Annotated in this window: 15 protein-coding genes; 13 read left to right on the forward strand and 2 right to left on the reverse strand. The window is 61.9% G+C overall.

From position 1 onward, the window contains the following. Window positions 1-12: 12 nt before the first annotated feature. Genes AB9K34_RS06215 through mdoH form a run of 3 tightly spaced genes read left to right on the forward strand, consistent with a single transcriptional unit; the run spans window position 13 to window position 4630 of the window. On the forward strand, window positions 13-1260 hold the full coding sequence (locus AB9K34_RS06215) for an OpgC family protein (protein ID WP_369953549.1): 1248 nt from the start codon (window positions 13-15) through the stop codon (window positions 1258-1260). Beyond that, on the forward strand, window positions 1257-2759 hold the full coding sequence (locus AB9K34_RS06220) for a glucan biosynthesis protein (RefSeq protein WP_369953550.1): 1503 nt from the start codon (window positions 1257-1259) through the stop codon (window positions 2757-2759). Before AB9K34_RS06215 ends, AB9K34_RS06220 begins: the two co-directional genes overlap by 4 nt. After that, on the forward strand, window positions 2756-4630 hold the full coding sequence (mdoH, locus tag AB9K34_RS06225; RefSeq protein ID WP_369953551.1) for a glucans biosynthesis glucosyltransferase MdoH: 1875 nt from the start codon (window positions 2756-2758) through the stop codon (window positions 4628-4630). Before AB9K34_RS06220 ends, mdoH begins: the two co-directional genes overlap by 4 nt. 91 nt (window positions 4631-4721) lie before the next feature. Here mdoH and AB9K34_RS06230 read toward each other — a convergent pair whose 3' ends face one another. Both AB9K34_RS06230 and AB9K34_RS06235 read right to left on the reverse strand, forming a co-directional pair. Next, window positions 4722-5552, reverse strand: a complete 831-nt coding sequence (locus AB9K34_RS06230; RefSeq protein ID WP_369953552.1) for a PHB depolymerase family esterase — start codon at window positions 5550-5552, stop codon at window positions 4722-4724. Then, window positions 5549-6007: a rhodanese-like domain-containing protein gene (locus tag AB9K34_RS06235; RefSeq protein WP_369953553.1), complete on the reverse strand. Its 459-nt coding sequence runs from the start codon at window positions 6005-6007 to the stop codon at window positions 5549-5551. The genes AB9K34_RS06230 and AB9K34_RS06235 overlap by 4 nt, the downstream gene beginning before the upstream one ends. A 407-nt stretch (window positions 6008-6414) precedes the next feature. On the opposite strand from AB9K34_RS06235, the gene AB9K34_RS06240 reads away from it, so the two are divergent. From AB9K34_RS06240 to AB9K34_RS06285, 10 genes are read left to right on the forward strand one after another with little or no spacing between them, the layout of a single operon-like run. Next, window positions 6415-6897, forward strand: a complete 483-nt coding sequence (locus AB9K34_RS06240; protein ID WP_369953554.1) for a Na+/H+ antiporter subunit E — start codon at window positions 6415-6417, stop codon at window positions 6895-6897. Beyond that, window positions 6897-7184 (forward strand): monovalent cation/H+ antiporter complex subunit F, encoded by a 288-nt coding sequence (locus tag AB9K34_RS06245; protein WP_369953555.1) that lies wholly within the window; start codon window positions 6897-6899, stop codon window positions 7182-7184. The genes AB9K34_RS06240 and AB9K34_RS06245 overlap by 1 nt, the downstream gene beginning before the upstream one ends. Window positions 7185-7188: 4 nt before the next feature. Further along, window positions 7189-7539 (forward strand): monovalent cation/H(+) antiporter subunit G, encoded by a 351-nt coding sequence (gene mnhG, locus AB9K34_RS06250; RefSeq protein WP_369953556.1) that lies wholly within the window; start codon window positions 7189-7191, stop codon window positions 7537-7539. Between the two features lie 36 nt (window positions 7540-7575). Beyond that, window positions 7576-8106, forward strand: coding sequence for a DUF4040 domain-containing protein (locus AB9K34_RS06255; RefSeq protein ID WP_369953635.1), 531 nt, complete (start codon window positions 7576-7578; stop codon window positions 8104-8106). Beyond that, complete coding sequence (locus tag AB9K34_RS06260; RefSeq protein ID WP_369953557.1) at window positions 8106-8546, forward strand: Na(+)/H(+) antiporter subunit B; 441 nt, start codon at window positions 8106-8108, stop codon at window positions 8544-8546. The genes AB9K34_RS06255 and AB9K34_RS06260 overlap by 1 nt, the downstream gene beginning before the upstream one ends. After that, window positions 8540-8983, forward strand: coding sequence for a cation:proton antiporter subunit C (locus AB9K34_RS06265; protein WP_369953558.1), 444 nt, complete (start codon window positions 8540-8542; stop codon window positions 8981-8983). The genes AB9K34_RS06260 and AB9K34_RS06265 overlap by 7 nt, the downstream gene beginning before the upstream one ends. Further along, window positions 8983-10515, forward strand: a complete 1533-nt coding sequence (locus AB9K34_RS06270) for a monovalent cation/H+ antiporter subunit D family protein (protein ID WP_369953559.1) — start codon at window positions 8983-8985, stop codon at window positions 10513-10515. The genes AB9K34_RS06265 and AB9K34_RS06270 overlap by 1 nt, the downstream gene beginning before the upstream one ends. 8 nt (window positions 10516-10523) lie before the next feature. Beyond that, entirely contained in the window at window positions 10524-12008 is a 1485-nt protein-coding gene (locus tag AB9K34_RS06275; protein WP_369953560.1) for a proton-conducting transporter membrane subunit, read from the forward strand. Next, window positions 11998-12345 carry a hypothetical protein gene (locus tag AB9K34_RS06280; RefSeq protein WP_369953561.1) on the forward strand — a complete coding sequence of 116 codons (348 nt, stop codon included), beginning with the start codon at window positions 11998-12000 and terminating at the stop codon, window positions 12343-12345. Before AB9K34_RS06275 ends, AB9K34_RS06280 begins: the two co-directional genes overlap by 11 nt. Then, entirely contained in the window at window positions 12338-14035 is a 1698-nt protein-coding gene (locus AB9K34_RS06285; protein WP_369953562.1) for a Na(+)/H(+) antiporter subunit D, read from the forward strand. Before AB9K34_RS06280 ends, AB9K34_RS06285 begins: the two co-directional genes overlap by 8 nt. Window positions 14036-14121: the final 86 nt, after the last annotated feature.

Genomic DNA, 14121 nt, shown 5'->3' on the forward strand with positions numbered 1-14121 from the left:
CAAGACAAAGACATGGCGACAATTTCGCCCACATCGGATTTTGCTCCGACCCCAGTTGCCGCGAGTCCGGCAATCGCAAGCCTGCGTGATCCGCGGCTGGATTTCTATCGCGGAATCGCGATGTTCATCATCCTGGTCGCGCATATCCCTTTCAACGCCTGGAGCAACTGGATTCCGGCGCGGTTCGGCTGGTCCGATGCCACCGAGATCTTTGTCTTCTGCTCGGGAATGGCATCGGCCATCGCCTTTGGCGGCGCGTTTGAACGCATGGGCTGGCGCATGGGCACGGCCCGTGTCGGGTTCCGGGTCTGGCAGGTCTACTGGGCGCATATCGGGTTGTTCTTTTTCGTGGCGATGATGATGGCCGCGCTGGATACCTACGGCGCATTCGACAAGAGCTATGTCGACTCGCTCAACCTTGGCCGGTTCTTTACCGATCCGATGACGCAGATCGTCGGCATCTTTACCCTGACCTACGTGCCGAACTATTTCGACATCCTGCCCATGTACCTCGTGGTTCTGGCGTTGATGCCGTTGTTCATGGCGCTGTCGCGGGGCGGTTTCGCGCCGGTTGCCGGGGCGAGCATCGCCTTGTGGCTGGCTGCGAATATCGGTTTGCTGTCGCTGCCGGCCGAACCGTGGTCCGATCGGCCGTGGTTCTTCAACCCGTTCGGCTGGCAGTTGCTGTTCTTTACCGGCTTCGCCTTCATGCGCGGCTGGATTCCGGCGCCGCCGGTTTCGCGGCGGCTGGTCTGGATCGCGGCGGGGTTCCTTGTGCTGACGGCGCCTTTCGGTTCGTGGAAGGTGTTCCAGTGGGTCAATACCGCCAGCCCCGAACTCGGCGCGCTGTTCCGCAATGTCTGGACCATGTTCGCGACCCTGGAAAAGGAAACCGGATTCAGCCTGCGCGCCAAGACCGAGTTCGGAATCCTGCGCTATCTGCATTTCCTGTCGCTGGCCTATCTGGCCTGGGTCGCGGCGGGCGAGGGCGGTCGCCGCTTGCAGGCCAACGGCACCGGGATGGCGGCGAACATCTGGCGCAACCTTTTGAAAGTCATCACCAAGGTCGGTCAGCAATCGCTTGCGGTCTTTGTTTTTTCGATGGCTGTCGCGCGGCTGCTGGGTTTTGTCCTCGACCAGCTCGGACGCAGCCCTGCGACAGTTTTGCTTGTTAACCTTGCGGGCTTTGCAATGATCATCGCGGTTGCTTATATCGCCGGTTGGTTCAAGTCTCAGCCATGGCGGAGCAAACGCGCATGACACTCACGCGCAGACAGTTTCTTATGACAACATCGGCCTTTGCCCTGGCAACGGCCGCCGGTGCAACCACAACCGAAGCGCCGTTCGATCACGCGCAGGTCATCGCGATGGCGCGGGACATGGCGGCGGGCGCATACACGCCGCGCGACATGGTTCCGAAGGCGTGGCAGGAGCTCACCTACGAGCAATACAAGCTGATCCGGTTCCGCCCGGAAGCGGCGCTGTGGTACGGGACCGAAACGCCCTTCAACGTCGATTTCTTTACGCCGGGCCTCTATTTTCCGCGTACGGTCAAGGTCGAAACGGTCGAGAATGGCAGGGCGACGCCGGTGGCGTTCGAACTGTCCATGTTCGAGAAATCCGACTCCGTACCCGACCTGCCGGTGGATGAGACGCTGGGCTTTTCCGGTCTGCGGCTGCGCACCGAGATGCACCGTCCGGGCCTGACCGACGAATTCTGCGTGTTCCAGGGGGCGAGCTATTTCCGGGCCATCGGTCTGGACGAGATCTACGGTCTTTCGGCGCGCGGTCTCGCGCTCAAAACCGGCGACCCCGAAGGCGAGGAATTTCCCGATTTCATCCGGTTCTGGCTGGAGCGGCCGCGCCCGGATCAGCGCAACATGATCGTTCATGCGCTGATGGACAGTCCGAGCGTCACCGGGGCCTATCGCTTTGACATAACGCCGGGTCCGGCCTGTGTCATGGAGGTGAGCGCAACCCTGTTTGCGCGTGAAGAACTGGATCACGTGGGGCTTGGCCCGCTGACCAGCATGTTCCTCTTTGACGAGACCAACCGCAGCCGTTTTGACGATTTCCGCCCTGCGGTGCATGACAGCGATGGGCTGATGATCCTGAACGGCAATGGCGAGGTGCTGTGGCGACCGCTGGCCAACCCGAAACAGCTTCAGATTTCGTCATTCATCGACACCGATCCGCGCGGTTTCGGCCTGATGCAACGTGCCCGCCGCCTGTCGGACTTTGCGGATCTTGAGGCGCATTATCATCGCCGCCCCGGTCTCTGGGTCGAACCCAAGGGAGATTGGGGCAAGGGGGCCGTGACGCTGGTGGAAATCCCCGCCGATCGCGAGATCTATGACAATATCGTCGCCTATTGGCGCCCCTCGGCGCCCTATCCCGCAGGCGCGCAGATCGACCTCGCCTATCGTCTCACATGGGGCGAAGAGGCACCGGTTGTGGGCACCTATTCGCGTGTGTTGAATACCCGCATGGGCAAGGGGTTCCACGGGGATCGCGTAGTGACCGTGGATTTCGAGGCCGACCCGCTGTTTGACGACGGGCCCGACGCGATTACCCCGGTGGTCAGTTCGCCGCATGTGGAAACCTCGGACGGGGTGTTGCAGTACAACCCCGAAACCGGGGGGCTGCGGCTGGCATTCTCGTTTGAACCGGGCGATCGCGATCTTGTCGAGCTGCGTGCGCAATTGCGCAAGGGAGACCAGATGGTGAGCGAAGTCTGGCTTTACCGGTGGACAGCATGACAGCCGAATTTCGCAAGATGCCGCCGCGCGCGCCGATGGCGATGCCGGCGCAGGATTTCAGGGCCGCGTTCCATGACCACCGCGCCCCCGGAACATCGCCGTTGCGGGGCACGCGCTGGTGGCGGCTGATGGCGTTCAGCCCGGCCATCGTGGCGACGCTCGGGCTGACCTGGGTCATTTACGGCTGGTTCTCGGCGCAGGGCATCAGCGTGATCGAGGGCATTCTGCTGACGTTGATCTGTTTCAACTTCTTCTGGATCGCCTTTTCGGTCAGCACCGTGGCGCTTGGTCTGGTTTCGCTGGCGCGCCGCGAGCCACCGGCGCGCCCCGCGGCGATGCAGCCGCAAAAGGTCGCGCTGCTGATGCCGATCTACAACGAGGTGCCGTGGTATGTGCTGGGCAATGCGCGTTCGATGCTCGAAGAGCTGCGCGCGCGCGGCGGGCGGCACGATTATTCGATGTTCATCCTCAGCGATACACAGGATGACGCCATTGCCGCGCAGGAACAGGCAAGCGTTCAGGCGCTGCTCGAAACGCTGTCTCCCGATCTGAAACTCTATTACCGCCGCCGCGCGCAAAACACTGACCGCAAGGTGGGCAATATTGCCGACTGGGTGGCAAACTGGGGCGCCGATTACCCTGCGATGCTGGTTCTGGATGCGGACAGCCTGATGACCGGGCGCGCGATCCTGCGGCTGACCGATGCGCTGGCCCGTGATCCCGGCGCGGGATTGATCCAGAGCTTTCCGCAACTGATCGGCGCACAGACCGTATTTGCCCGGATGCAGCAATTCGCCAATGGCGTCTATGGGGCGGCGCTGGCGGAAGGCCTGGCGCGCTGGTGCGGGCAGGAGGGCAATTACTGGGGTCACAACGCGATCATCCGCACGGCGGCCTTTGCCTCTTGTGCCGGGTTGCCGCATCTGCGCTCGTGGCGTGGCCAGGACCAATTGATCATGAGCCACGATTTCGTCGAGGCCGGTCTGCTGCGCCGGGCAGGCTGGGGCGTGCGGTTCCTGCCGCGCATCCGGGGCAGTTACGAGGAAACACCGCAGACCCTGATCGATCATATCCAGCGTGACCGGCGCTGGTGCCAGGGCAACCTGCAACATCTCAACCTGTTATGGTCGCGCGGGTTCCGATCGATTTCGCGGTTTCACATGTTCAACGGCGCGGTTGGCTATCTGATGTCGCCGATCTGGTTTTCGCTGCTGGTGATGTGGGCGTTGATCGGCATGGGCGAAGACGCGAGCGTGCTGACCTATTTCAGCGAAAGCAACCCGACCATGCCGAGTTGGCCGGAACTGACCGAGACGCGGCATGTACTCATCATCGTGCTGATGTACGCGATGCTGCTGGTGCCCAAGCTCATGGGCATTGCCGCGCTCCCTCTGAGCGGCATCCGGTTCAACGAATTCGGCGGCGGTCTGTGGTTTGCGCTGTCCTTTTTGTCCGAGGTGCTGCTCTCGGTAATCTACGCGCCGATCCTGATGGTGCAGCAGATGATCGCCGTGTTCCGGACCGTGCTGGGGCTGCAACGGGGCTGGTCGCCTCAGGCGCGTGCGGGCGGGCATTACGGGTTGGGCACGTTGATGACCTGTCACGCGCTGGAAACCGTCAGCGGGCTGGCCCTGACGGCCGGCATCATCGCCGGCCTGGTGTCGCCCTGGCTGTCGCCGATTGCCCTCAGCCTGCTGTGCGCGGTGCCTTTGTCGGCGCTCAGCGGTTATTCGATGTCGGGCCGGGCGCGGACATGGCTGGGCACGCGGGAAGATTACCGCGAGCCGCTGATCACACAGGCGGCGCGCCACTATCGCACCGAACTGAAGTCGGTTCTCGAACGCCGCAAGGTGCAAACCCCTGCCGAGTGAGCCGGATGCCTCACGGCCGGGGCGAGAGGCCCGCGTCGCCCGACGCGCGGACATCGCATTTCGGCCAGCGCCGGATGCGATGCGTACCGCGTCAGTTGGTCGGCCGGTCCTCGAACCAGTCAAGGATCATGTCCGGCCAGTCGCCGGGTATGGCGTGGCCACCGGGAAACAGGGCGAGTTCAAGCGCGCTGTCCGGTGCGCATCGGGTCCAGGCACGACGCCAGAACTGCCCGGTCTGTGCATAGGCGGTCGGCTTTTCGTCCGGGCAAAGGTTGGCGGCCCGCCAGATTTCGAGTCCGGCAAAGATGTCGCCCTGCCGGTACTGCCCGCCGCCCAGTGCGCGGCCCTCCAGCGGCACGGTTCCGTCACGCCAGCCATGCGTGTGAAACAGCCGCACCGGGCCGGCACATTGCGCCGGATGCGGCCGCCAGAACCCGCCGGCAACCGGCGCATAGGCGGCGAACGCCTCGGGCTCTGCGCAGGCGAGATAGTTCACCATGAACGCACCCCCGGAGAAACCTGCCAGAATGGCGCGGTCGGGATCGAGGTCGAACCGCTCGGCGGCATCGTCGCGAACCCGTCGCAGGAATTCGATTTCATCCCGACCTTCCCAGCCCGGATAGAACCGCCAACCATAGCCGTTGCCCGACCCCACGTTGCGCGAACCGGTCGGCGCGACGAGGGCGTAGCCACGCTCCAGCAAACCCTTGACCAAGCCGGTATTCCCGAGCGTTCCCGCACCGCTGCTGCCCCAGCCATGCAGGAACATGACCATCGGGGTCGTCGCGGTCGGGGTGTCGGGCAGGGCGACATGGTATTCGCCATCGTCCAGCAGGCAGGGGCCCTGATCCGGGCCGCAATCCGCCTTTGCGACGCTCGCGAGCACGGTCAACAACAGCGCCGGGGCCGTGAGAATTTTCATTCGGGAGTCTCCGCAATTGGTGTGACCGGCAAGTTGCTGGCGAGCCAACCCGGTCCGGCCGCCGATCCGAGCATGCCTTCGGGAACGTCGATGATGTCGGTATAACCCGCCGCGCTCAGCGCCTGCGCCATGCGGGCCGAACGCACGCCCCGCGCGCAGATCAGAGCGATGGGCCGGGAGCGATCGGCGTCGGCGATCTCGGCAAGCGTCGCCTGGAAATCCGGACGCCGCATGTCCAGCGGGCTGGCCCCGGCGGGAATTCCCGTGCGCTTCCATTCCTCTGGGCGGCGAATATCGATCAGGACGAGTTCGCCTCTGGACGCAAGCTCATGGGCCTGTTCGACGCTGATCGAACGGCCGGCATAATCCGGCGGGATCAGGGACAGGCGATAGACAACCAGCGCCGCCGCCACGGCCAGCAGAACGACGCCGATCAGGATGCGGTATCGTTTCATGCGGCCCATCTTCGCGCGCCGTGAAGGGACCATATCTGACAGCGGTAAATCATGTGAATTTTCATATCACGTCTGGATCGGAACGCACGCCACGCGCGCAGGAACGACGATCAAGTTCGCGTTAGTGCGGCGGGTTCTGACACGGCCGGAGATGTCTGACCGGGAGGCTCGTGGGGGGCAGGATGTTTGCGAAAACATCGTCGCGACCACGCTGTTGCGACGCGTGAGCGTGGCCCGCCATGCACCGGATAGAAAAGGGATTTTGCGGACAGGACCAGGGCGGTTTCCGGTTCCTTATATACAATCAAAACGATATTTCCTAGTATTTCTACGAATCAAGAAAAGAACAATTTCCATCCGCGAAACAGAAACTGTCAGGGATGGAGCAACGGGTGGGGAAACGTCAGGTGCGATTGATCGGAACCGCGATATTTCTATCGGCGCTCTGGCTCCTGATGTCCGGTCTCTACAAGCCGTTGATCCTCGGATTGGGCGCGGTCTCGGTGCTGCTCGTGGTCTACGTGCTGCACCGGATGGACAGCGTTGACGAGGACCGGGTGACGCTGCCGCTGTCGCCGATTGCGAGCGTGGGATATTTCTTCTGGCTGCTGGTCGAGATCGCCAGGGCAAACTGGGCTGTGACCAAGATCGTGCTGTCGCCGAAGATGCCGATCACCCAGCATCTCTTTGCCGTCCCCTACACGCAGAAATCCGATGTCGGTCAGGTGATCTTTGCAAACTCGATCACGCTGACGCCGGGTACGCTGACGGTCGAGACCGACCTGGGGTATTTCCTGGTGCATGCCCTGGATTATTCGCCTGACGATCTGGTCGCGCTGGCCGACATGGACGCGCGTGTCACCGCCATTGAAACGGAGCGTGCGGGTTGATGTTCGTTGTTGCAACCGTGTCGCTGTTCATCGCGATGATCCTTGTGCTGATCCGTCTGTTCGCGGGGCCGTCGCTCTATGACCGGGTTCTGGCGCTGAACTCGTTCGGGACGCATACGGTGCTGTTCATCGGGGTTATCGGTTTCCTGATGGGACGCCCGGATTTTCTCGATATCGCGCTGCTCTATGCGCTGATCAACTTTGTCGGCACCATCGCGATCCTCAAGTATTTTCGCTATCGTGCCATCGGCGACGTGCGCCGCGACATGAGCGAGGCGGACAGTTGACCCCATGGATATGATCGTCGAAATCCTCAGCTGGGTGTTCATCGTTTCGGGATCGTTCTTCACGATTGTCGGGTCCTTGGGCGTGCTGCGCCTGCCGGATTTCTGGACCCGGTTGCATGGCATGTCGATCAGCGACAGCGCCGGCGTCATCCTGTTGATCCTGGGCATGGCGATGCAGGCGGGGCTGACACTCATCACGGTGAAACTCTTCATCATTCTGGCCTTCCTTTTCATCACCGGACCGACCTCGACCCATGCGGTCGCCAATGCGGCGCTGGTATCGGGGCTCAAACCGCGTTCCGATGTGCCGCCCGAAGAGGATCCCGAATTCAATCCGAACCTCGATACCAAGTAAGGCTGGCCCGAAATAGAAATTTATAGCGATATCATTCTGTTCATACTGCTGGTGCTGACGGCGCTGGCGGTGGTGCGCGCGCAGAGCCTTTTTGCGACCGCGATGCTGTCAGGGGCATTCAGCCTGTTGTCGGCGCTGCTCTTCGTGACGCTGGATGCGGTTGATGTTGCTTTCACCGAGGCCGCCGTGGGGGCGGGGATTTCGACAGTGCTCATGCTGGGCACGCTGGCGTTGACGGCGCGGTTCGAGCGCCCGGCAACCCATTCGCCCGTGATCCCGCTCTTCGTGGTTTTTGTCACCGGTGCGGCGCTGATCTATGGCACGATGGATATGCCGAATTTCGGCGATCCCAACGCCCCGGCCCAGGTTCATCTGGCCCCCGACTTCATTCAGAACAGCCCGCATGAGATCGACGTCCCCAATATCGTGACGGCCATTCTGGCCAGCTATCGCGGGTTCGATACGTTGGGCGAGGTTGCGGTGGTCTTTACCGCCGGGGTCGGTGTTCTGCTGTTGCTCAGCGGGTTGCGCCACCGCCGTCGCCGCCAAGAGAAAGAGGACAGCTGATGCGCCACCACCTCATCCTGCGCGTGGTGACCAAGCTGCTGATCGGCGTCATCATGCTGTTCGCGCTCTATGTGCAGTTTCACGGAGACTATTCACCGGGCGGCGGTTTTCAGGCCGGGGTCATCATGTCGGTCGCGTTCATCATCTATTCCGTGGTGTTCAGCCTCGCCGATGCGCAAAAGGTGCTGCCCCCCTGGTTCGTGCACAAGCTGATGGCGGTCGGCCTGCTGCTCTATGCGCTGACCGGGGTCTACAGCATGTTCGCCGGTTACAATTATCTCGACTATGACGCGATCAACCCGGAGCATCCCGTGAGCGGGCAGCATAACGGCATCATCCTCATCGAGCTTGGCGTCGGCATCACCGTGACCGCCGTGATGGTGACGATCTTCTATGCCTTTGCATCGCGCACACCACCGATGGATGACGAAGCATGGTAAAGGAGTTTGGCCTGGACTGGACCTTTGTCATCGGACACCTGAACTATTGGCTGTTCATCATTCTGATGATGACCGGCCTTTATATCGTGGTCGCCAAGGGCAACCTGGTGAAAAAGATCGTCGGGCTGAACATCTTTCAGACTGCGGTTTTCATGCTTTACATTTCCGTGGGCAAGGTGAAGGGCGGGACCGCCCCGATCTTTCCGGTGGACATGAATATCGATCCGGATGTTCTTTATTCCAACCCGTTGCCGCATGTCCTGATCCTCACGGCCATTGTGGTGGGCGTGGCGACAACATCGCTGGGTCTGGCGCTGGCGGTGCGCATCCGCGAGGAATACGGCACGATCGAGGAAGACAGCATTCAGAAAATAGACAGGGATACCTGCCTGCGGGATGCCAACCTGCATAGCGAAGTCGCGAGCGAGCCGCGCTGATGACAACCGAGACTGTGATCCATACGGCGCTCACGCTGACCGATCAATTGCCGGCGCTTCAGATCGTCGTGCCGTTTGTCGCCGCACCGTTGATCGTGTTGCTGGGGGGGCGCAGATGGGCCTGGCCGATCGCCTTTGCGGCCAGCCTGGCGTCGCTGGTCATTGCGGCGTTGCTGCTGGCCTCGGTTCTGGATGGCAGCATCATTTCCTATCACATGGGGGGCTGGGCCCCGCCCGTCGGGATCGAATATCGCGTCGATGCGGCCAATGCCTTTGTGCTGCTGCTGGTCTCGGCGATCAGCACCGTTGTGCTGCCCTATGCGCGCACCAGCATCGCCCGAGAGGTGTCCGAGCGGCACCACGCGCTGTTTTACACCGCGTATCTCTTGTGTTTCAGCGGGTTGATGGGCGTTGCAATCACCGGCGATGCGTTCAACGTCTTCGTGTTTCTCGAGATTTCGTCGCTCTCGACCTATGTCTTGATCGCGCAGGGGGCGGAGCGCGACAGGCGGGCGCTGACGGCGTCCTATGATTACCTGATCATGGGAACGATCGGTGCTACGTTCTTCGTGATCGGGATCGGTTTCCTCTACATGGCGACCGGCACGCTGAACCTTGCGGATCTGGCCGATCGGATCGCGGACAAGGGCGACAGCCGAACCATTCGCGCGGCCTTTGCCTTCATCGTCGTGGGGATCGGGTTGAAAGTGGCGATGTACCCGGTGCATCGCTGGCTGCCCAACGCCTATACCTACGCGCCCTCGGCCATCACCGCGTTCCTCGCGGCGACGGCCACCAAGGTCGCGGTCTACGTGTTGCTGCGCTTTGTCTTTTCGGTGTTCCAGCCGGCCTTCATATTCGAGGTCCACACGCTGGAATTCATCATCCTTCCCTTTGCGCTCGTGGCGATGTTCGCGTGCAGCTTCGTTGCCGTTTTCCAGAGCGATTTCAAGATGATGCTGGCATTTTCCAGCGTCGCGCAGATCGGCTATATCCTGCTGGGTATCTCGTTTCTGAACGAAACCGGTGTCACGGCGGCGGTCATCCACCTGTTCAATCACGGCATCACCAAGGCGGCGCTGTTCATGGCGGTGGGAGCCTATGTCTACAGTGCGGGCGGATCGTTTTACGACACGATGCAGGGTCTTGGACGGCGGATGCCCCTGACCTCGGCGGCGGTCGTGATTGCCGGGCTCAGCCTGATCGGTGTTCCCGGCACCGCGGGGTTCATTTCCAAATGGGTGCTGGTGCAGGGCGCATTGGAAAAGGGGTGGTGGCCGGTCGCGATCCTGATCGTGGGGTCCAGCCTGCTTGCGGTGATCTATGTCTGGCGGGTGATCGAAGTGCTCTACCTGCAACCCACCCCCGAGGATTCGCGGGTGCGTGAGGTGCCGATGTCGATGCTGGTGCCGATCTGGATCATGGCGCTCGCCTGCATCTGGTTTGGCCTGAATACCGACATGACGATGAGCGCGGCACAGGCGGCGGCGCGCGGTCTGCTGGCCGGGTCTGCCGGGATGATGGGACAATAGGGGGCGGCATGGATACCAACACGGCCATTCTTGCCAGCATGCTGATCCCGGCGCTTGCCGCGATTGCCAACCTTGTGCTGCGCGAGGCACCCAACCTGCGCGACGGCACGACCTTTGTCGCCGCGCTCCTGACCTTTGGCTGCGTTCTCAACATCCTTTACAACGTCGGCAATGGCACCACCGAACCGATGGTTCTGCTGACGGTGATGCCGGGGCTCGAACTCGCCTTCAATGTCGAGCCTCTGGGCCTGATGTTCGCGCTGATTGCCAGCGGGCTCTGGATCCTGACGCATCTCTACGGCGTCGGCTACATGCGCGGCAACAACGAGGATCACCACGCGCGGTTCTTCTGCTTTTTCTCGGTTGCGATCTCGGCGACGCTTGGCATCGCCTTTGCCGCCAACATGTTCACGCTGTTCCTGTTCTACGAGGCATTGACGCTCTCGACCTTTCCTCTGGTCGCGCACAAGGGCACGGATGAGGCGCGGGCCGGCGCGCGGGTTTACCTCGGTATCCTGATCGGCACCTCGATCGGGTTTCTGCTGGTGGCGGTGATCTGGACCTGGACCCTGACCGGGACGCTCGACTTTACCAGGGGCGGTATCCTGCGAGGGAATGTCACGGGTATGATGGTGCCGGTGCTGCTGGCGCTTTATGCCTTTGGCATCGGCAAGGCGGCTCTGATGCCGTTCCACCGCTGGCTGCCGTCCGCGATGGTCGCGCCGACACCGGTTTCGGCCCTGCTGCACGCGGTGGCGGTGGTCAAGGCGGGTGTTTTCACCATGCTCAAGGTTGGTGTCTATATCTTCGGCATCGATTTTCTTGCCGAGACCGGAGCGTCGGAATGGCTGATGTGGCTGGCGGCGTTCTCGATCATCGCGGCGTCGGTCGTGGCGATGACCAAGGACAACCTCAAGGCGCGTCTGGCCTATTCCACGGTCAGTCAACTCAGCTATATCACGCTGGGCATGGCGCTGGCCACGTCGATGGGGGTGCTGGGCGGCGGGCTTCACATCGCGATGCACGCGATGGGCAAGATCACCCTCTTCATGTGCGCGGGGTCGATCTATGTCGCCGTGCACAAGACCGAGATCAGCCAGATGAACGGGCTGGGTCGGGTGATGCCCATCACCTATGGCGCATTCCTGATTGGCGCCCTGTCGATCATAGGATTGCCGCCCCTCGGCGGATCGTGGAGCAAATGGCTGCTGGTGATGGGCGCGGCGGATACCGGGCAATGGGTGATGATTGTCGTGCTGATGGCCAGTTCCCTGTTGAACGTGGTTTACCTGCTGTCGATCGTCGGGCGCGGTTTCTTCATGCCCAATCCCGACATCGCCGAGGGCGCGAAATCCGCCGAGGCGGGCGTGCTGGTCTGGTTGCCGCCGGTGCTGACCGCATTTGGCTGTGTCGTTCTGTTCTTTTACGCAGGAGAGATCGAGAGCTTTCTGACTCCCCTGATTACCGAGGCGGGGGTGAGCGATGGACAATAGGACGCCCGACAATGCCGACACCTATCCGGCCCTGGGCCGGGCGTTCCTGTGGCTGGACAGGCCCGGTGGCGCAAAGGTCGTGCGCTATACTCTCTTCATCCTCTGCGCCCTGCTGATCGTCGCGGATTTTATCTTTTACAAGAAGGGCTATCTTGCGATCGAGGAGTTTCCGATATTCTATGCGCTCTTCGGCTTCTTTTCCTGCGCGGCGCTGTTGATCTGTGCGGTTGTGATGCGTGTCATCCTGGAACGGCCCAGGGATTACTACGCGCCCACGGACGGCGCCCCCGAACCCTTGCCGCAGGAGCAGGTCGCGAAGGTGGATCACCATGCTTGACGCGCTGCCCACCGCTTTTCTGTTCTTCCTGGCGGCGCTGATCCTGCCGATCCTGCCGCGCGGTCCGCTGCGCAGCCTGCTGGTGCTGATCGTGTCGGTTGTCGCGGGGCTGGCGGTCTATGCGATGCCCATGGGAAATCTCGTGCAGACCGAATTATTCGGCTTCACACTCGATCTCATGCGCGTGGACCCGCTCAGCCGGGTATTCGCGCTGCTGTTCTGCATTGCCGCTTTTCTCGGCGGTCTCTTTGCCTGGCACCTGCGCGATACGGTGCAACAGGTGGCGATGCTGCTCTATGTGGGGGCGGCCATCGGGGCGGTTTTTGCCGGGGATCTCGTCACCTTGTTCTTCTACTGGGAAGGCACGGCGATTTCGTCGGTGTTCCTGATCTGGGCACGTCGCAGCGAAGGATCGTATTTTTCGGGGATGCGCTATCTCACGATCCAGATCGGCTCGGGCGTGATGTTGCTGGCCGGCATCATCCTGCACTACAGCGCCACGGGCAGCATCGCATTCGACGCCATGACGCTGGACTCGCCGGCAAGCTGGCTGATCTTCATTGCCTTCGGGGTCAAGGCGGCCTTCATCCTGCTCAACAACTGGATGATCGATGCCTACCCCTCGGCCACCGTCACCGGCACCGTCATCCTGTCGGCCTTTACCACCAAGCTGGCGATCTACGCGCTGGCCCGTGGTTTTGCCGGGACCGAGCTGCTGATCTATATCGGGGCGGCCACGGCGGTTTATCCGTTGATCTGGGCACAACTGGAAAATGATCTGCGGCGGGTGGTGGCCTATGCGCTGAACCTGCAACAGGGGTTCATGTTCGTTGGCATCGGCATTGGCACCGAACTGGCGCTGAACGGGGCGATTGCGCATGCGTTTGTCGGCGTGCTGTATGGCATGCTCCTGTTCATGACGCTCGGCGCTGTGATGTATCGCACCGGCACCAGCCGGGCCACCGATCTTGGCGGGATCTACAAGACGATGCCGCTGACCGCGCTGTTCTGTCTGGTGGGCGCGGCCTCGATTTCGGCCTTTCCGCTCTTTGCGGGTTTCGTTTCCAAATCGCTGATCATCTCGGCGACGGCCAAGGGATCGTACTATGTGGTCTGGGGCTGCCTGCTGCTCGCCAGCGCCGGAGGCTTTCTGGTCTGCGGCCTGAAGGTGCCGTTCTTTGCCTTTTTCAGCAAGGATAGCGGCCTGCGCCCGCGCGAGGCACCCGGTCATATGTTGCTGGTCATGGGACTGACGGCGGTGCTCTGTGTTCACGCAGGCACGAATCCGACCGCCCTTTATTCGCTGCTGCCGTATGACGTGAGCTATCAGCCTTATTCGACCGGCCATATCATCACGCAATTGCAGTTGCTGCTGTTCTCGGCACTGGCATTTGCCCTGCTGTTGCCGACCCGGTTGTACCCGCGCCCGAACCCGACGGTGAATCTCGATTTCGACTGGGTCTACCGGCGTTTGCTGCTGGGGGCGATCGGTCTGCTCGCGATCCCGGTGCGCGGGTTCTTCCGTGCGCTGGACCGGTTCAAGGCCGGTCCGCTGAAGGCGCTGATCCGCACGCTTTACAATACCTACGGGCCAATGGCGCGCACCTCGCAATTCTGGCCGACCGGGGCGATGGTGCTCTGGATCGCGATCCTGCTTGGGGTCACGCTGCTGGTGAGCTACGCCTCCTGAATTTCGGACCGTGAATCGGGCTGATCAAGGCTGGTGTCCGGCTGGCTTGCCGTGCATGGTGTGCGCGTTGACGCCGTGATCCGAGG

Source organism: Sedimentitalea sp. XS_ASV28 (genome assembly GCF_041224545.1).
In the GTDB taxonomy this organism is placed as follows: domain Bacteria; phylum Pseudomonadota; class Alphaproteobacteria; order Rhodobacterales; family Rhodobacteraceae; genus Sedimentitalea.

Coding starts and splice junctions, on each gene's coding strand:
- AB9K34_RS06215 (WP_369953549.1), top strand. CDS start 13: ATGGCGACAATTTCGCCCACATCGGATTTTGCTCCGACCCCAGTTGCC.
- AB9K34_RS06220 (WP_369953550.1), top strand. CDS start 1,257: ATGACACTCACGCGCAGACAGTTTCTTATGACAACATCGGCCTTTGCC.
- mdoH (WP_369953551.1), top strand. CDS start 2,756: ATGACAGCCGAATTTCGCAAGATGCCGCCGCGCGCGCCGATGGCGATG.
- AB9K34_RS06230 (WP_369953552.1), bottom strand. CDS start 5,552: ATGAAAATTCTCACGGCCCCGGCGCTGTTGTTGACCGTGCTCGCGAGC.
- AB9K34_RS06235 (WP_369953553.1), bottom strand. CDS start 6,007: ATGAAACGATACCGCATCCTGATCGGCGTCGTTCTGCTGGCCGTGGCG.
- AB9K34_RS06245 (WP_369953555.1), top strand. CDS start 6,897: ATGTTCGTTGTTGCAACCGTGTCGCTGTTCATCGCGATGATCCTTGTG.
- mnhG (WP_369953556.1), top strand. CDS start 7,189: ATGGATATGATCGTCGAAATCCTCAGCTGGGTGTTCATCGTTTCGGGA.
- AB9K34_RS06260 (WP_369953557.1), top strand. CDS start 8,106: ATGCGCCACCACCTCATCCTGCGCGTGGTGACCAAGCTGCTGATCGGC.
- AB9K34_RS06265 (WP_369953558.1), top strand. CDS start 8,540: ATGGTAAAGGAGTTTGGCCTGGACTGGACCTTTGTCATCGGACACCTG.
- AB9K34_RS06270 (WP_369953559.1), top strand. CDS start 8,983: ATGACAACCGAGACTGTGATCCATACGGCGCTCACGCTGACCGATCAA.
- AB9K34_RS06275 (WP_369953560.1), top strand. CDS start 10,524: ATGGATACCAACACGGCCATTCTTGCCAGCATGCTGATCCCGGCGCTT.
- AB9K34_RS06280 (WP_369953561.1), top strand. CDS start 11,998: ATGGACAATAGGACGCCCGACAATGCCGACACCTATCCGGCCCTGGGC.
- AB9K34_RS06285 (WP_369953562.1), top strand. CDS start 12,338: ATGCTTGACGCGCTGCCCACCGCTTTTCTGTTCTTCCTGGCGGCGCTG.